Source organism: Vibrio amylolyticus, assembly GCF_023145695.1.
In the GTDB taxonomy this organism is placed as follows: Bacteria; Pseudomonadota; Gammaproteobacteria; order Enterobacterales; family Vibrionaceae; genus Vibrio; species Vibrio amylolyticus.
This window is the reverse complement of sequence record NZ_JAJHVV010000017.1, coordinates 46,419-60,841: the sequence shown is the minus strand read 5'-3', so window position 1 is coordinate 60,841 and position 14,423 is coordinate 46,419. Positions and strand designations below refer to the sequence as shown.

General features: G+C 45.6%; 12 protein-coding genes. 11 read left to right on the top strand and 1 reads right to left on the bottom strand.

Going from position 1 to position 14,423, the window contains the following annotated elements; all coding sequences use genetic code 11:
• Positions 1-82: 82 nt before the first annotated feature.
• The 5 genes from KP803_RS20495 to KP803_RS20475 all read left to right on the top strand — a co-directional run bounded on the left by KP803_RS20495 (position 83) and on the right by KP803_RS20475 (position 4,813).
• Positions 83-349: a YihD family protein gene (locus KP803_RS20495; protein WP_248010704.1), complete on the top strand. Its 267-nt coding sequence runs from the start codon at positions 83-85 to the stop codon at positions 347-349.
• 269 nt (positions 350-618) lie between these two features.
• Positions 619-2,037, top strand: a complete 1,419-nt coding sequence (gene ccoG, locus KP803_RS20490) for a cytochrome c oxidase accessory protein CcoG (protein ID WP_248010703.1) — start codon at positions 619-621, stop codon at positions 2,035-2,037.
• A gap of 57 nt (positions 2,038-2,094) precedes the next feature.
• Positions 2,095-3,081: a serine/threonine protein kinase gene (locus tag KP803_RS20485; RefSeq protein WP_248010702.1), complete on the top strand. Its 987-nt coding sequence runs from the start codon at positions 2,095-2,097 to the stop codon at positions 3,079-3,081.
• 37 nt (positions 3,082-3,118) lie between these two features.
• Positions 3,119-3,718, top strand: coding sequence for a thiol:disulfide interchange protein DsbA/DsbL (locus tag KP803_RS20480; RefSeq protein WP_248010701.1), 600 nt, complete (start codon positions 3,119-3,121; stop codon positions 3,716-3,718).
• Between the two features lie 138 nt (positions 3,719-3,856).
• Positions 3,857-4,813, top strand: a complete 957-nt coding sequence (locus KP803_RS20475) for a DUF2860 domain-containing protein (RefSeq protein WP_248010700.1) — start codon at positions 3,857-3,859, stop codon at positions 4,811-4,813.
• Positions 4,814-4,821: 8 nt separating this feature from the next.
• Here KP803_RS20475 and KP803_RS20470 read toward each other — a convergent pair whose 3' ends face one another.
• Positions 4,822-6,345, bottom strand: a complete 1,524-nt coding sequence (locus tag KP803_RS20470; RefSeq protein ID WP_248010699.1) for a YifB family Mg chelatase-like AAA ATPase — start codon at positions 6,343-6,345, stop codon at positions 4,822-4,824.
• 473 nt (positions 6,346-6,818) lie between these two features.
• Here KP803_RS20470 and ilvG point away from each other — a divergent pair, with 473 nt between their 5' ends.
• The 6 genes from ilvG to acuI all read left to right on the top strand — a co-directional run bounded on the left by ilvG (position 6,819) and on the right by acuI (position 14,302).
• On the top strand, positions 6,819-8,465 hold the full coding sequence (gene ilvG / locus KP803_RS20465; protein WP_248010698.1) for an acetolactate synthase 2 catalytic subunit: 1,647 nt from the start codon (positions 6,819-6,821) through the stop codon (positions 8,463-8,465).
• A 13-nt stretch (positions 8,466-8,478) separates the two neighbouring features.
• Positions 8,479-8,763 carry an acetolactate synthase 2 small subunit gene (gene ilvM / locus KP803_RS20460; protein WP_248010697.1) on the top strand — a complete coding sequence of 95 codons (285 nt, stop codon included), beginning with the start codon at positions 8,479-8,481 and terminating at the stop codon, positions 8,761-8,763.
• Positions 8,764-8,775: 12 nt separating this feature from the next.
• On the top strand, positions 8,776-9,729 hold the full coding sequence (locus tag KP803_RS20455) for a branched-chain amino acid transaminase (protein ID WP_248010696.1): 954 nt from the start codon (positions 8,776-8,778) through the stop codon (positions 9,727-9,729).
• Between the two features lie 17 nt (positions 9,730-9,746).
• On the top strand, positions 9,747-11,603 hold the full coding sequence (ilvD, locus tag KP803_RS20450) for a dihydroxy-acid dehydratase (RefSeq protein ID WP_248010695.1): 1,857 nt from the start codon (positions 9,747-9,749) through the stop codon (positions 11,601-11,603).
• Positions 11,604-11,606: 3 nt separating this feature from the next.
• Positions 11,607-13,154: a threonine ammonia-lyase, biosynthetic gene (gene ilvA, locus KP803_RS20445; RefSeq protein WP_248010694.1), complete on the top strand. Its 1,548-nt coding sequence runs from the start codon at positions 11,607-11,609 to the stop codon at positions 13,152-13,154.
• 167 nt (positions 13,155-13,321) lie between these two features.
• Positions 13,322-14,302 (top strand): acrylyl-CoA reductase (NADPH), encoded by a 981-nt coding sequence (acuI, locus tag KP803_RS20440; protein ID WP_248010693.1) that lies wholly within the window; start codon positions 13,322-13,324, stop codon positions 14,300-14,302.
• Positions 14,303-14,423 lie beyond the last annotated feature (121 nt).

Sequence of the window (14,423 nt, the reverse complement as noted above, 5' to 3'; positions counted from 1 at the left end):
ACGTCTGCACACTTTCAAACCTAGATTTAAATCCCATTTTTGGTACATTGCCCACTGATAATGATAACAACGAGAGAAAAAAGTGAAGTGTCATCGTATTGAAGAGTTACTTGAACTACTCGAGCCTGAGTGGCAGAAAGATCAAGAGTTAAACATGATGCAGTTTATTGTAAAGCTCGCTCAAGAAGCAGGTTACGAAAATAAGCTGGAAGATCTCACCGACGACGTACTGATTTATCATCTAAAAATGCGCAATAGTGAGAAAACAGAAATGATCCCTGGCCTGAAAAAAGACCAAGAAGATGACTTCAAAACTGCTATTTTACGTGCCCGAGGCATTGTAAAATAACCGTTAATCATCATGTGAAAAAGCGACCTATCTAGGTCGCTTTTTTATTTTTAGCCGTAAGTGGCTCATCTGTTATACATTTATTGTTACGAACTGTGGCTAATGTTAAACAATTAACTTCGCTATACACTATATAATAACGCCCTTATAAAGATTGAGATGGTATTGATTCACTTTTATATGAATTAAACCAGCCAGCTAAATGGCAATGTCGGAAGAGTGCGAACACGAGAATTCGCACCGAATAGCCCCAAGAAAAGGATGACTTCATGAGTCAGGATAAGATCGATATTAAAGACGTGACGCCCAAAACGTTTAATCCCAAAACCCATAAAGGGAAAAAGGATCGATTTAACCCAAGCAGCGGCATTTACGTAAGAGAGAGTAAGGGGGTATTTCAAAAACTGCGTCGTTACGGTGGGTGGTTTTTATTGGTCATGTTTGCCATGGTGCCATGGATTCCTTACGGTGAACGTCAGGCGGTTCTATTAGATATTGCAAGCCAACAGTTTAACTTCTTTGGCACCACGCTTTACCCACAAGATCTCACCCTATTAGCTCTTCTGTTTATGATTGCTGCCTTTGGTCTGTTTTTCCTGACCACCTTTTTAGGACGAGTCTGGTGTGGTTATCTTTGTCCGCAAACCGTATGGACCTTTATGTACATTTGGTTTGAAGAAAAACTGGAAGGAAGCGCGAACAAGCGGCGCAAACAAGACTCAGGAAAACTCACCTCAAAGCTTATCGTAAGAAAAACATTGAAGCACTGCGCATGGATAGCCATCGCACTCGCCACCGGCTTTACCTTTGTGGGCTACTTCATTCCAATCAATGAACTCATTATTGGCTTCTTTACCTTTAGCGGCTCATTTTGGCCTATCTTCTGGGTATTATTCTTTGCAGCGTGTACTTATGCCAATGCCGGTTGGATGCGTTCGATTGTCTGCTTACACATGTGTCCATATGCGCGCTTCCAGTCCGCTATGTTTGATAAGGACACCTTTATCGTCGGTTACGATACTCAACGCGGAGAAAGCAGAGGTCCACGAGGCCGAAAAGCCGATCCCAAAGCGCTCGGGTTAGGCGATTGTATTGATTGTGATTTGTGTGTTCAGGTCTGCCCAACGGGAATCGATATCCGTGATGGCCTTCAATACGAATGTATTAACTGTGGTGCTTGTATTGATGCTTGTGACAAAACCATGGAGCGGATGAACTACAAAAAAGGCCTTATCAGCTACACCACAGAGCATCGCTTAGAAGGACACAAAACCGATATCATGCGACCAAAACTAATCGGTTACGGCTTGATCTTCGTTGTAATGATCGGCTTATTCTTCGCTCAAGTCGCCAGTGTTGAACCTGCTGGGCTCAGTGTTATACGTGATAGAAGCCAATTATTTAGAGAGAACAATGCGGGTGAAATTGAAAATACCTACACCCTCAAAGTCATCAACAAAACTCAGCAAACCCAAAGCTACCAGTTGGATGTCTCGGGGCTAACCGATGTCACCTGGTATGGGCGACAAACCGTCCATGTTGAACCTGGTGAAGTTCTCAACCTGCCAATGAGTTTAGGTATCGATCCAGAGAAGTTAACCACTCCTGTCACCACAATTCAGTTTATACTGTCAGACAGTAATGACTTCAGTATAGAAGTAGAAAGTCGATTTATTGGCGAGCTCTAGTCGATACACTCTAAATAATTAATATGGAAAAGGCTCAGCAATGGGCCTTTTTAATTTATGACAGAACAAGCGTTTAACTTTAATGCTCTCACACCCGACTTCATGTGGTACGCCCTAGAAAGTATCGGAATTCGCGTTGAATCGGGTTTTTTACCACTCAACAGTTATGAAAACCGCGTCTATCAATTTACGGACGAGGAGCGCCAGCGCTATGTGGTGAAGTTCTACCGCCCCGAACGTTGGAATACGCTGCAAATTCAAGAAGAGCATGACTTTACCCTTGAGTTACACGATGCAGAAGTCCCCGTCGCGCCACCTTGCAGAATCAATGGCCACACCTTGCATCAATATCAAGGCTATCTATTTGCCTTATTTGTCAGTGTTGGAGGAAGACAGTTTGAAGTCGATAATTTCGATCAACTCGAAGGCGTTGGGCGATTTTTAGGTCGTATCCATCAAGTCGGACAGCAGTGCACTTTTGCTCACAGACCAACCATCTCACTTGATGAATACCTTCACCAACCTAAGAAACTACTAGAAAACTCGACGTTTATTCCAATGCACTTAGAAAATGCCTTCTTCAGTGATTTGGACTTGCTCATCTCTCGGCTAGAAGAGCAGTGGCAACCCAATGTCAGCATGATTCGACTTCATGGAGACTGTCACCCAGGTAATATTCTATGGCGTGATGGCCCGATGTTTGTCGATCTTGATGACTCTAGAAATGGGCCTGCTATTCAAGATCTTTGGATGCTACTCAATGGTGATAGAAATGACAAACTGACTCAGCTCGATATCATTTTGGAGTCTTATCAAGAGTTTTGTGATTTTGATCACTCTCAACTGAAACTTATTGAGCCTCTACGCGGTCTACGAATGGTCTACTATATGGCTTGGCTAGCGAAAAGATGGCAAGATCCTGCTTTTCCACTCGCTTTTCCTTGGTTTAATGATCCAAAATACTGGGAAAGCCAAGTCTTAGGTTTTAAAGAACAAATTGCGGCTTTAAGTGAACCTTCACTCACACTGACGCCTCAATGGTAATGGGCAGCTGCCTAATAAATAGAATATGGAGATACCAATGAAAAAGCTGTTTGCACTTTTCGCGACACTGATGCTTAGCCTTTCTGCTCACGCAGCACAATTTGAAGAAGGAAAGCACTATAAGGTTCTAGATTTAGAGCCATCAAAAAAACCTGTTGTGACTGAGTTCTTCTCTTTCTACTGCCCACACTGTAACTCTCTTGAGCCGGTTATTGAACAGCTAAAAGAGCAGCTCCCTGAAGGCGCGAAACTGCAGAAAAGCCACGTCTCTTTCATGGGTGGGTCAATGGGGCTTCCTGTCAGCAAAGCCTACGCAACGATGGTGGCACTAAAAGTAGAAGATAAAATGGTGCCAGTTTTGTTTAATCGCATTCACAACATGGGCCAGCCACCTAAAAATGAAGAAGCATTGCGCCAGATGTTCTTAGATGAAGGTATTGATGCTAAGAAATATGATGCGGCCTACAACGGCTTTGCCGTGGACTCTATGGTTCGCCGCTTTGATAAGCAGTTCCAAGACAGTGGCCTAACTGGCGTACCTGCTGTTGTTGTCAATAATCGTTATCTTGTTCAAGGGCAATCTATTAAAACTACCACTGAATACTTTGCCTTGGTGAACTACTTACTCACCAAATAAAAAACGATTTAAAAACGAATATCAAGGGAACACAACGGTGTTCCCTTTTTCTTATCTCTTTTTTCTTACAATTAGTCTTATTTTTCAATAATTCATACCGTATAGTAATGCCTCATAGTTAAGGAAATGGAGATCCTTATGAAAGCTCGCTATTCGTTACTTATTGCTCTACTTTCATCGACGTCTTGTTACGCAAAGCTTGGGGCTGGCAATGGCTTTAGCGGTGAAATATCTCTCAACAGTGTCTATGTCACCCAAGAATCAAACTTGAGTACCGATGCGGATGCTAATCTAGCCAACTTAGGTCAGCCCTCTCAGACTACAGACTCATTTATTGTGGCTCCGCTAGGGAATATCGCTTATACCTTTGGACAATCGAATCAACAGGTCTATTTTGGTACGACTCGCGATGATATTGCCGTCGGTACGCTGGCGGTTCAGTTGGGCTACAAGTATCAATTTTCTTCAAAAATGACCATTGATATCGCTTACCTTCCTACCGTGATGTCAGGAAGCGTTTGGCAAAATCCATACGATACTGAGAGCACTCGCCAAGAGACCGATGTGGACGGAAACGCCTATCGTTTAAAGCTTTCCAATATCGCTGGCAGCTTATTTTCTGTTGATATGGCTTACGGGGATAAAGAGATAGAACAAGACAGTTTGCAAGGTTCCGATCTCGCTCGTGACGCTGACACTTACTTTATAAAAGGGCAAGTACGCCTACCATTAAGCCGTGCAACGATGCTTGCTCCAGCAATATCCTACACAAAGCAGGAAGCTGAAGGCAGCGCGAGCAGTTTTGAACGCTATCGTGGTGAACTTAGTGTGTTTCAATTTCTAGGTGCACATCAAATCGCATTAACCGCCTCTTATTCACAGACAGATTATGAAGCAGAAAGCACACGATTTAGCGGCCAAACCCGTTCAGACAACGGGCTTTCCTTATTCGCCGCCTACGAATACGTCGACTTTCTTGGGTATAAGAATTGGTCTTTAATCTCATTTCTAGGCTATGACCAGTCAGATGCGAATATCGACTTTTACGATGAATCACAAACTATCGTCTCACTGGGTATTAATTACCAATTCTAATCCTAGCTTTATACCGCTTGTAGCGTGAGCTGCTTTAACAGTCGATCCATAGCCCGATAGCCAAGTGCCTCCGCAATATGAGGTTTGGCTATCTGTTCGGCTCCTTCCAAGTCAGCGATGGTTCGCGCCACTTTAATAATACGGTGGTATGCACGAATAGAGAGTCCTAGTCGATGCAAAGCCGTTTCTAAAAACTGAGCATCCACCTTTTCTAGCGGACAGTATCGTTCTACCTCTCGGCTGCCAAGTAGTGCGTTTACAACACCACTTCTTTGTAGCATGCGATCTCGAGCCACCTCTACACGCTGTTTGACAACACTCGTAGGCTCTCCTCTATCGCCACCTTCCGCCAACACACCTTTCGGAAGAACTGGGATTTCTATCGACATATCAAAGCGGTCCAACAGTGGCCCTGACAGGCGATTCAAATAACGTAGGATAATTTGAGGATTAGTTCGTGTATGGCTGCCTTCGTAGTACCCAGTTGGGCTAGGATTCAGTGCTCCAACTAATTGAAATCGAGCTGGAAAACGGGTTTTACCTTGTGCTCGAGAGATAATAATCTCACCTGACTCTAGTGGCTCTCTTAATGAATCCAATACCTTACGTTCAAATTCAGGCATTTCATCAAGAAACAGTAACCCATTATGAGCTAGGGATATCTCGCCCGGCCTAGGAATAGAACCTCCTCCCACCAACGCTGCCATGGAACTAGAGTGATGTGGTGAACGAAAAGGTCTTAGCTTCCAGTTATCTTCATTGATCTCCTGCTGCGTTAATGAAGCCACCGACGCCGTTTCCATCGCTTCCGTTTCAGTCATTTCTGGTAATAAATCGCATAATCGAGAGGCTAACATGGTCTTTCCGGTTCCAGGCGGACCGAGAAACAGTAAGTTATGATTTCCCGCAGCCGCAATTTCTAACGCTCGTTTTCCTTGCTGTTGGCCAATAATATCTTGAAGATCACGGGTTAACTTACGTTCACTGAATTTTGCCTTGGTTTGAAACAGTGCCAATGGTTGTTGACCACACAGCTCTGCACACACCTCTAACAGGCTCTGTGCTGATTTATGACTCTCTTTACCGACCAAAGCAGCCTGATCACCATTACTATGTGGAACGATTAAGCTTCGATTCGAACAATTCGCTGCTAGCGCGGCGGGAAGAACGCCTTTCACTCTTCGAAGTTCACCTGAAAGAGCCAACTCACCTATAAACTCTCGCTGAGATAATTTATCGATTGGGATTTGATCAGACGCCGCCAATATTCCCAAAGCAATAGGTAAATCAAACCGCCCTCCCTCTTTGGGAAGATCGGCGGGTGCTAGGTTGACGGTAATACGTTTGGCTGGAAATTCGAAACGTGAGTTGATGATCGCACTTCGAACTCTGTCTTTTGCTTCTTTAACGGTGGTTTCAGGTAGGCCAACTAAACTAAACCCCGGTAAACCATTACTGATATGAACCTCGACCGTGACCTCGGGCGCTTCAACTCCAACACTTGCACGACTATTAACAATGGCTAAGCCCATTTTATCTTCCCTGATATCAGCTATTCACAACCATTATTGAATGGCTATTTATTGAGTAAGGATGTTATATAACGTGCCCGTATGCTGAGATAATGTGAAAAAAGAATGAGTTTTTGCTTGTCATTTAACGGAATTGTATGTTACCACTAGGTACGCAAACGAAATTGTTCAATATTTAATAGAATTTAAGACAAAAAGAAAGAAGATGAACTTCAAAGCCCGCATCAACACTCTGGTACTCCTTATTATCGTGGTCATTATTGACACCACGCGGGGGCTAGTGGGCAGCAGATAACCACAAGATTTTAAAAACCCCCGCACTGAAAAGTCCGGGGGTTTTTTTACAACTAATTAGACTGAAGCTCATCCTGATTGACTTAGCTTCAACAAAGAAAAACTAAGCAATCAGATATGACAGGAAGAATGGGAGCGCACATGATGTGCAAAAATGAATACAAAAAGGGAGGCATGTAATGACAGGTGCTGAATTAGTCGTTTCTGCTTTAACCCAGCAAGGAATTAAAACGGTATTTGGTTATCCAGGTGGCGCTATAATGCCAATCTACGATGCCTTATACGATGGTGGTGTTGAGCATATTCTCTGCCGACACGAACAAGGTGCGGCAATGGCTGCCATTGGCATGGCACGTGCTACTCAAGATGTTGCGGTTTGTATGGCAACCTCTGGACCGGGTGCCACCAACCTTGTGACAGGCCTTGCTGACGCCTTCCTCGATTCTATCCCAATGGTCGCTATCACAGGCCAAGTCGCAAGTTCACATATCGGAACCGATGCTTTCCAAGAGATGGATGTGATCGGTATGTCGTTGTCGTGTACGAAACACAGCTACCTTGTTACGGACATCAATGAGCTTGCACCAACGTTGGCAGAAGCTTTTGAAGTTGCAAAAACCGGTCGTCCTGGCCCTGTTATTGTTGATATCGCGAAAGATGTGCAGCTTGCACAAGCACCTGTTTCTGTTCTTCCTCCATTCACACCACCAGCAATCCCTGTTGCAAGCGTTGATGACATCGCTAAGGCGCAAGAGGTTCTATCACAAAGTACAAGACCTGTTCTTTATGTTGGTGGCGGTGTTCAACTGGCACATGCAACAGAAAGCGTGCGTGAATTCTTACGCATCAACCCTATGCCGTCCGTGAGCACACTAAAAGGTTTGGGTTCCGTAGAGCGTCACGACCCGCACTACTTAGGAATGCTGGGTATGCACGGCACAAAAGCGGCGAACCTTGTGGTCCAAGAGTGTGACTTATTATTCGTTGTCGGTGCACGATTTGATGACCGAGTGACGGGCAAGCTAGATACCTTTGCGCCTCATGCGAAAGTTATCCACCTTGATATTGATGCAGCTGAATTCAGCAAATTACGTACTGCTAATGCATCACTGCGCGGTGACATCAATGTGATTTTACCTCAGCTAGAGCTTACTCAAGATATTAACCCATGGGTTCAACACAGTGAGAGCCTACGTAAAGGGTTCAAGTGGCGCTATGATCACCCAGGTGACCTAATTTTCGCTCCATTACTACTAAAACAGCTGTCTGAAATGATGCCAGAAAACAGCATCATCTCGACCGATGTTGGCCAACACCAAATGTGGGCGGCTCAGCATATTCAGCCGCGTTCTCCACAAAACTTCATCACCTCTGCAGGTCTAGGCACCATGGGCTTTGGGCTTCCAGCCGCCATGGGAGCTTCGGTTGGCCGTCCTGACGACCAGTCTATCCTTATTTCGGGTGACGGTTCATTTATGATGAACATACAAGAGCTTGGTACATTAAAGCGTCGCCAGATTCCGGTAAAAATGGTGCTGCTGAACAACTCTCGTTTAGGCATGGTTCGCCAATGGCAATCTCTGTTCTTCGATGGTCGCCACAGTGAAACCATTTTGGATGACAACCCTGATTTCGTCATGCTAGCAAAAGCTTTTGATATTCCGGGTAAAACCATCACTAAAAAAGAAGAAGTTGAGCCTGCACTGAAAGAGATGCTAGAGAGTAAAACAGCTTATCTTCTACATGTACTTATTGATGAAGAAGAAAACGTATGGCCGCTAGTTCCACCTGGTGCGTCGAACAGCGAAATGCTAGAGAACACCTAGGGAGAACACAGCAATGGAAAGATATTTATTAGACATCAAAGCGGACGATAAACCAGTACTTCTTGAACGTGTACTAAGGGTCGTTCGTCACCGTGGCTTTGTGGTAAAACAGGTTGCGGGAACACAGAATCATGAGAGCAAAATTGCGAGTGTAGAGATCATTGTTGACAGTGATCGTCCTATCTCATTTTTGACCAGTCAAATCGAAAAGTTATGGGATGTGCGCACTGTTGATGTCACAGTAATCAGCAATAACGAGCTCCCAAACAACAACTTACAACAAAAGATTAGTGCATAAAGGAAGGCAACAATGACAGCTAAAACAGCAGACTACATTTGGTTTAATGGAGAAATGGTTCCTTGGGCTGATGCCAATGTCCACGTTCTCACTCACGCTATGCACTACGGTACTTCTGTCTTTGAAGGCGTACGCTGCTACAACACACCAAATGGTCCGGTTATCTTCCGTCACCCTGAGCACGCTAAGCGTCTGAAGGACTCTGCAAAAATCTATCGCTTCCCGATTCCTTACACTGAAGAAGAGATCATGGAAGCGACACGCGAAACACTGCGTCAGAACAAACTTAATTCTGCTTACATCCGCCCACTAGGCTTTGTTGGTAACGTTGGCCTTGGTGTATGTCCTCCAGAAAACTCAAAAATGGAATTGATTATTGCTGCATTCCCTTGGGGTTCATACCTTGGTGAAGAAGCGCTAGAAAATGGTGTTGATGCCATGATTTCGAGCTGGAACCGCGCGGCTCCGAATACCATTCCAACGGCAGCTAAGGCTGGCGGTAACTACCTATCTTCCCTACTTGTTGGTGGTGAAGCTCGTCGTAACGGTTACGATGAAGGTATCGCACTCAGTGTTGATGGCTACCTATCTGAAGGTGCGGGTGAAAACATCTTTGTTGTTCGCAATGGCATTCTTTCAACGCCACCAGCAACCAGTGCTATCTTGCCAGGTATTACTCGCGACACCATCATGACTCTAGCGAAAGAGCGTGGTTACGAAGTACGTGAAGAGAACATCGCTCGCGAAGCGCTTTACCTTGCTGATGAAGTATTCATGACAGGAACAGCGGCAGAAATCGTACCGGTTCGTACGGTTGATAAAATTGAAGTAGGCACGGGGAAACGCGGCCCAATCACTAAAGTACTGCAAGCAGATTACTTTGGCCTATTTAATGGCACCACTGAAGACAAGTGGGGTTGGCTAGATTACGTGTACCCAGAAAACAAACCTCAGTCTGCGAAATAATTGAAAAGGAAATTCCAATGTCTACGGCTCCAAAAAACAAATACCGCAGTGCAACGACTACCCATGGACGAAACATGGCAGGCGCACGTGCACTATGGCGCGCAACTGGCGTAAAAGATGAAGACTTCGGTAAGCCGATCATCGCCGTTGTAAACTCATTCACTCAATTCGTTCCAGGCCACGTACATCTTAAAGACATGGGTCAACTGGTTGCAGGCGAGATTGAGAAAGCAGGCGGCATCGCAAAAGAATTCAATACCATCGCAGTCGATGATGGTATTGCCATGGGTCACGGCGGCATGCTGTACTCATTGCCATCACGTGAACTTATCGCAGACTCGGTTGAGTACATGGTTAATGCACACTGTGCAGACGCTATGGTATGTATTTCTAACTGTGACAAAATCACTCCGGGGATGATGATGGCAGCAATGCGCCTGAACATCCCTGTGATCTTCGTTTCAGGTGGTCCAATGGAAGCAGGCAAAACCAAGCTTTCTGACCAAATCATCAAACTTGATCTAGTTGATGCCATGATTCAAGGCGCTGACCCTGAGGTCTCTGATGAGCAGAGTGAGAAAATTGAACGTTCAGCTTGCCCAACGTGTGGCTCATGTTCTGGCATGTTCACGGCAAACTCAATGAACTGCCTAACTGAAGCACTTGGTCTTTCTCAGCCAGGTAACGGTTCAATGCTAGCGACACACGCTGACCGCGAACAGCTATTCATCAACGCAGGTAAACGTGTGGTTGAATTAACAAAGCGTTACTACGAGCTAGGCGATGACGCAGCACTTCCTCGCAATATTGCTAACCGCGCAGCCTTTGAAAACGCAATGGCACTCGATATCGCCATGGGTGGTTCAAGTAACACTGTTCTTCACCTATTGGCCGCTGCTCAAGAAGGTGAGATTGATTTCGACATGGGCGACATTGATGATATGTCTCGTCGTGTTCCACACTTATGTAAAGTTGCTCCTTCAACACCTAAGTACCATATGGAAGATGTTCACCGCGCCGGTGGCGTGATGGCTATCCTAGGTGAGCTGGATCGTGCTGGGCTACTACATGGTGATACTCGCACTGTGCTTGGTTTGTCTATGAAAGAGCAGCTTGCTCAATACGACATCATGCAAACCGAAGATGCAGACGTTCTAAAATTCTTCCGCGCAGGCCCCGCTGGCATTCGTACCACTCAAGCGTTCTCACAAGACTGCCGTTGGGATCGCTTGGACGATGACCGTAAAGACGGGTGTATTCGCACCAAAGAGAATGCATTCAGCCAAGAGGGTGGCCTAGCCGTTCTTTCAGGCAACATTGCGGTTGACGGTTGTATCGTTAAAACCGCTGGCGTTGATGAAGAGAACTTAAAGTTCCAAGGTCCTGCGGTTGTATTTGAAAGCCAAGATACCGCTGTAGAAGGTATCCTAGGCGGAAAAGTAAAAGCGGGTGAAGTGGTTGTTATTCGTTACGAAGGCCCTAAAGGTGGCCCGGGTATGCAAGAGATGCTGTACCCAACGACTTACCTAAAATCGATGGGGTTAGGTAAATCATGTGCACTTCTGACTGATGGCCGCTTCTCTGGTGGTACATCGGGTCTTTCGATTGGTCATGCTTCTCCTGAAGCAGCAAGTGGTGGTGTTATTGGTTTGGTTCAAGATGGCGATATCATCACCATCGATATCCCTAGCCGCTCAATCACGCTTGATGTGGCTGAAGATGAATTAGCAGCACGTCGCACAAAGCAAGATGAGCTAGGTTGGAAACCTGCCAACCGAGAACGTGTTGTTTCACTAGCTCTAAAAGCTTACGCAAGCATGGCGACCAGCGCTGACAAGGGTGCGGTGCGCGATAAGTCTAAGCTCGAGGGCTAATTTATGACTGAGGCTTTTCTAGCAAAAGAAGGTCAACAAACTGGTGCAGATTATCTGCGCCAGATCCTTCGCGCACCCGTTTATGAAGTTGCGACCGTCACCCCATTGCAAGATATGCCTCGCCTTTCTGAGCGCATTGGTAACCAAGTACAAATTAAGCGTGAAGACCGTCAACCTGTTCATTCTTTTAAGCTGCGCGGTGCCTATAATATGGTCGCAAGCTTATCGGAAGCACAGAAATCAGCCGGTGTCATTGCGGCATCAGCGGGTAACCATGCACAAGGTATGGCGCTTTCGGGCACAAAACTGGGTATCAATACCACGATTGTAATGCCGAAGACGACACCCGATATTAAGGTTGAAGCAGTACGTGGCTTTGGCGGTAACGTTGTTCTTCATGGCAGCAACTTTGACGAAGCAAAAGCGGAAGCAGAGCGACTATCAGCTGAACATGGCTATACCTTTGTTCCTCCCTTTGACCATCCGTTGGTGATCGCTGGGCAAGGCACGATTGGCATGGAAATGCTGCAACAAAATGGTCATCTGGAATATATTTTTGTTCCTGTTGGTGGCGGTGGTTTGGCTGCGGGTGTTGCGGTTCTCATTAAACAGCTTATGCCTGAAATTAAGGTGATTGCGGTTGAGCCTGAAGACTCCTCATGCTTGAAAGCAGCACTTGATGCGGGTGAGCCAGTGGTCCTTGACCAAGTCAGCATGTTTGCTGATGGCGTTGCAGTAAAGCGTATTGGTGAAGAGACGTTCCGCTTGTGCCAAAAATACATTGATGGGCATATTGCAGTATCCAGTGACGAAATCTGCTCTGCAGTGAAAGACATCTTCGAAGACACGCGCGCTATCGCGGAACCTTCTGGTGCATTAGCGCTTGCTGGCCTTAAAAAGTATTCTGAGCAGAACCAACTGCAAGGAAAACAACTAGGCACAGTATTATCAGGGGCGAATACCAACTTCCACGGCCTACGTTACGTTTCAGAGCGTTGTGAATTGGGTGAGAAACGTGAGGGCTTACTTGCTGTCACGATTCCTGAGTGTCAAGGCGCCTTCTTTGAGTTCTGTAATATCATTGGTGGCCGAGCAGTCACCGAGTTTAACTACCGTTATAACGATGACAGTCTTGCCAATATCTTTGTCGGTGTTCGTTTACAAGGGGGCCAAGAAGAGCTGCAACACATCATTCAAGATCTGCGTGATGGTGGCTACCCTGTTGTCGACCTATCGGAAGATGAAATGGCGAAACTACACGTTCGCTACATGATTGGTGGTAAGCCTTCTAAACCATTGAAAGAGCGCTTATACAGCTTTGAATTTCCTGAATACCCAGGCGCACTGCTTAAGTTCTTAAGCACGCTTGGTACGCATTGGAATATTAGCCTGTTTAACTACCGTAATCACGGTGCCGACTATGGCCGTGTTTTATGTGGTTTTGAACTCGATGAGAGTGATTTAGCACGGTTCTCAACCCACCTTCGGGAGCTTGGCTATCAGTGCAAAGATGAAACTGATAACCCGTCTTATCAGTTCTTCTTGTCATAACTCATTAAGCCAGTCGTCATCGACTGGCTTTTTATTTTTCGGTTCAATATTTCATATCTATGCACTTAATACATAGATGTAATGCTAAAGTTTCATTTTAATCATAGACAGTTAGCGTCTACACTAACGCTAACTTAATTACTTGCTGTCTTTTAATGGGGACTCACATGTTTAATGCCTTAGTTCTAAACCAAGAAGAAAAACGCACCATCGCTAACGTAGAACAAATCGATGAATCACAACTGCCAGAAGGTGATGTGCTAATCGATGTTGATTACTCCTCGCTCAACTACAAAGACGGTTTAGCGATCACGGGGAAGGGTAAAATAATCCGCAACTTCCCTATGGTTCCGGGCATCGACTTAGCAGGCACTGTAGTGAGTTCTGACGACAGCCGCTATCAAGCAGGTGATAGCGTGGTATTGACTGGCTGGGGCGTGGGTGAAAACCATTGGGGTGGCATGGCTCAACGTGCACGGCTAAAAGCGGACTGGCTTGTACCATTACCAAAAGGCTTAGACAGCAAAAAAGCAATGATGATCGGTACCGCTGGCTTTACGGGAATGCTGTGTGTACAAGCTCTACTCGATGCGGGCATCAAACCTGAAACGGGTGAAATCCTAGTAACTGGCGCAAGCGGTGGTGTGGGCTCTGTTGCGGTTACCTTACTTGCTCAGCTTGGATACAAAGTCGCCGCCGTAACGGGTCGTGTTGAACAAAATGGCCCTCTACTTGAAAAGCTAGGTGCCAGTCGCATCATTGACCGTACTGAATTTGAAGAACCTGCTCGCCCACTAGAAAAACAGATCTGGGCTGGCGCTGTGGATACCGTTGGTAGCAAGGTTCTCGCCAAAGTATTAGCACAGATGGATTACAATAGTGCGGTTGCAGCTTGTGGCCTAGCGGGTGGATTTGATTTACCTACAACCGTTATGCCATTCATTCTACGTAACGTTCGTCTGCAAGGTATCGATTCTGTTTCTTGCCCGACAGAAAAACGTATTGCTGCTTGGAATAAACTCGTAGAGCTTCTACCTGACAGCTACTTCGAGCAAGCTTGTACAGAAGTCGCATTAGCAGAAGCGCCGAAGTACGCAGAAGACATCACTAACGGCCAAGTGACGGGTCGCGTCGTTATTAAATTATAAATTAATGATGAAGCTATAAGTCTATTTTTCATCGTTCAAAGCGACTTATGTACAGCTTAAATAGCAAAAAGCTTTAGGGAGACCTAAAGCTTTTTTTGATCCAAAACTGACCCTATTTATT

What these genes read in the sequence shown, in the direction of transcription:
- KP803_RS20455 (WP_248010696.1), top strand. Translation starts at nt 8,776, where the DNA reads ATGACAGCTAAAACAGCAGACTACATTTGGTTTAATGGAGAAATGGTT.
- ilvM (WP_248010697.1), top strand. Translation starts at nt 8,479, where the DNA reads ATGGAAAGATATTTATTAGACATCAAAGCGGACGATAAACCAGTACTT.
- ilvA (WP_248010694.1), top strand. Translation starts at nt 11,607, where the DNA reads ATGACTGAGGCTTTTCTAGCAAAAGAAGGTCAACAAACTGGTGCAGAT.
- KP803_RS20480 (WP_248010701.1), top strand. Translation starts at nt 3,119, where the DNA reads ATGAAAAAGCTGTTTGCACTTTTCGCGACACTGATGCTTAGCCTTTCT.
- KP803_RS20485 (WP_248010702.1), top strand. Translation starts at nt 2,095, where the DNA reads ATGACAGAACAAGCGTTTAACTTTAATGCTCTCACACCCGACTTCATG.
- KP803_RS20475 (WP_248010700.1), top strand. Translation starts at nt 3,857, where the DNA reads ATGAAAGCTCGCTATTCGTTACTTATTGCTCTACTTTCATCGACGTCT.
- ccoG (WP_248010703.1), top strand. Translation starts at nt 619, where the DNA reads ATGAGTCAGGATAAGATCGATATTAAAGACGTGACGCCCAAAACGTTT.
- ilvG (WP_248010698.1), top strand. Translation starts at nt 6,819, where the DNA reads ATGACAGGTGCTGAATTAGTCGTTTCTGCTTTAACCCAGCAAGGAATT.
- KP803_RS20470 (WP_248010699.1), bottom strand. Translation starts at nt 6,345, where the DNA reads ATGGGCTTAGCCATTGTTAATAGTCGTGCAAGTGTTGGAGTTGAAGCG.
- ilvD (WP_248010695.1), top strand. Translation starts at nt 9,747, where the DNA reads ATGTCTACGGCTCCAAAAAACAAATACCGCAGTGCAACGACTACCCAT.
- acuI (WP_248010693.1), top strand. Translation starts at nt 13,322, where the DNA reads ATGTTTAATGCCTTAGTTCTAAACCAAGAAGAAAAACGCACCATCGCT.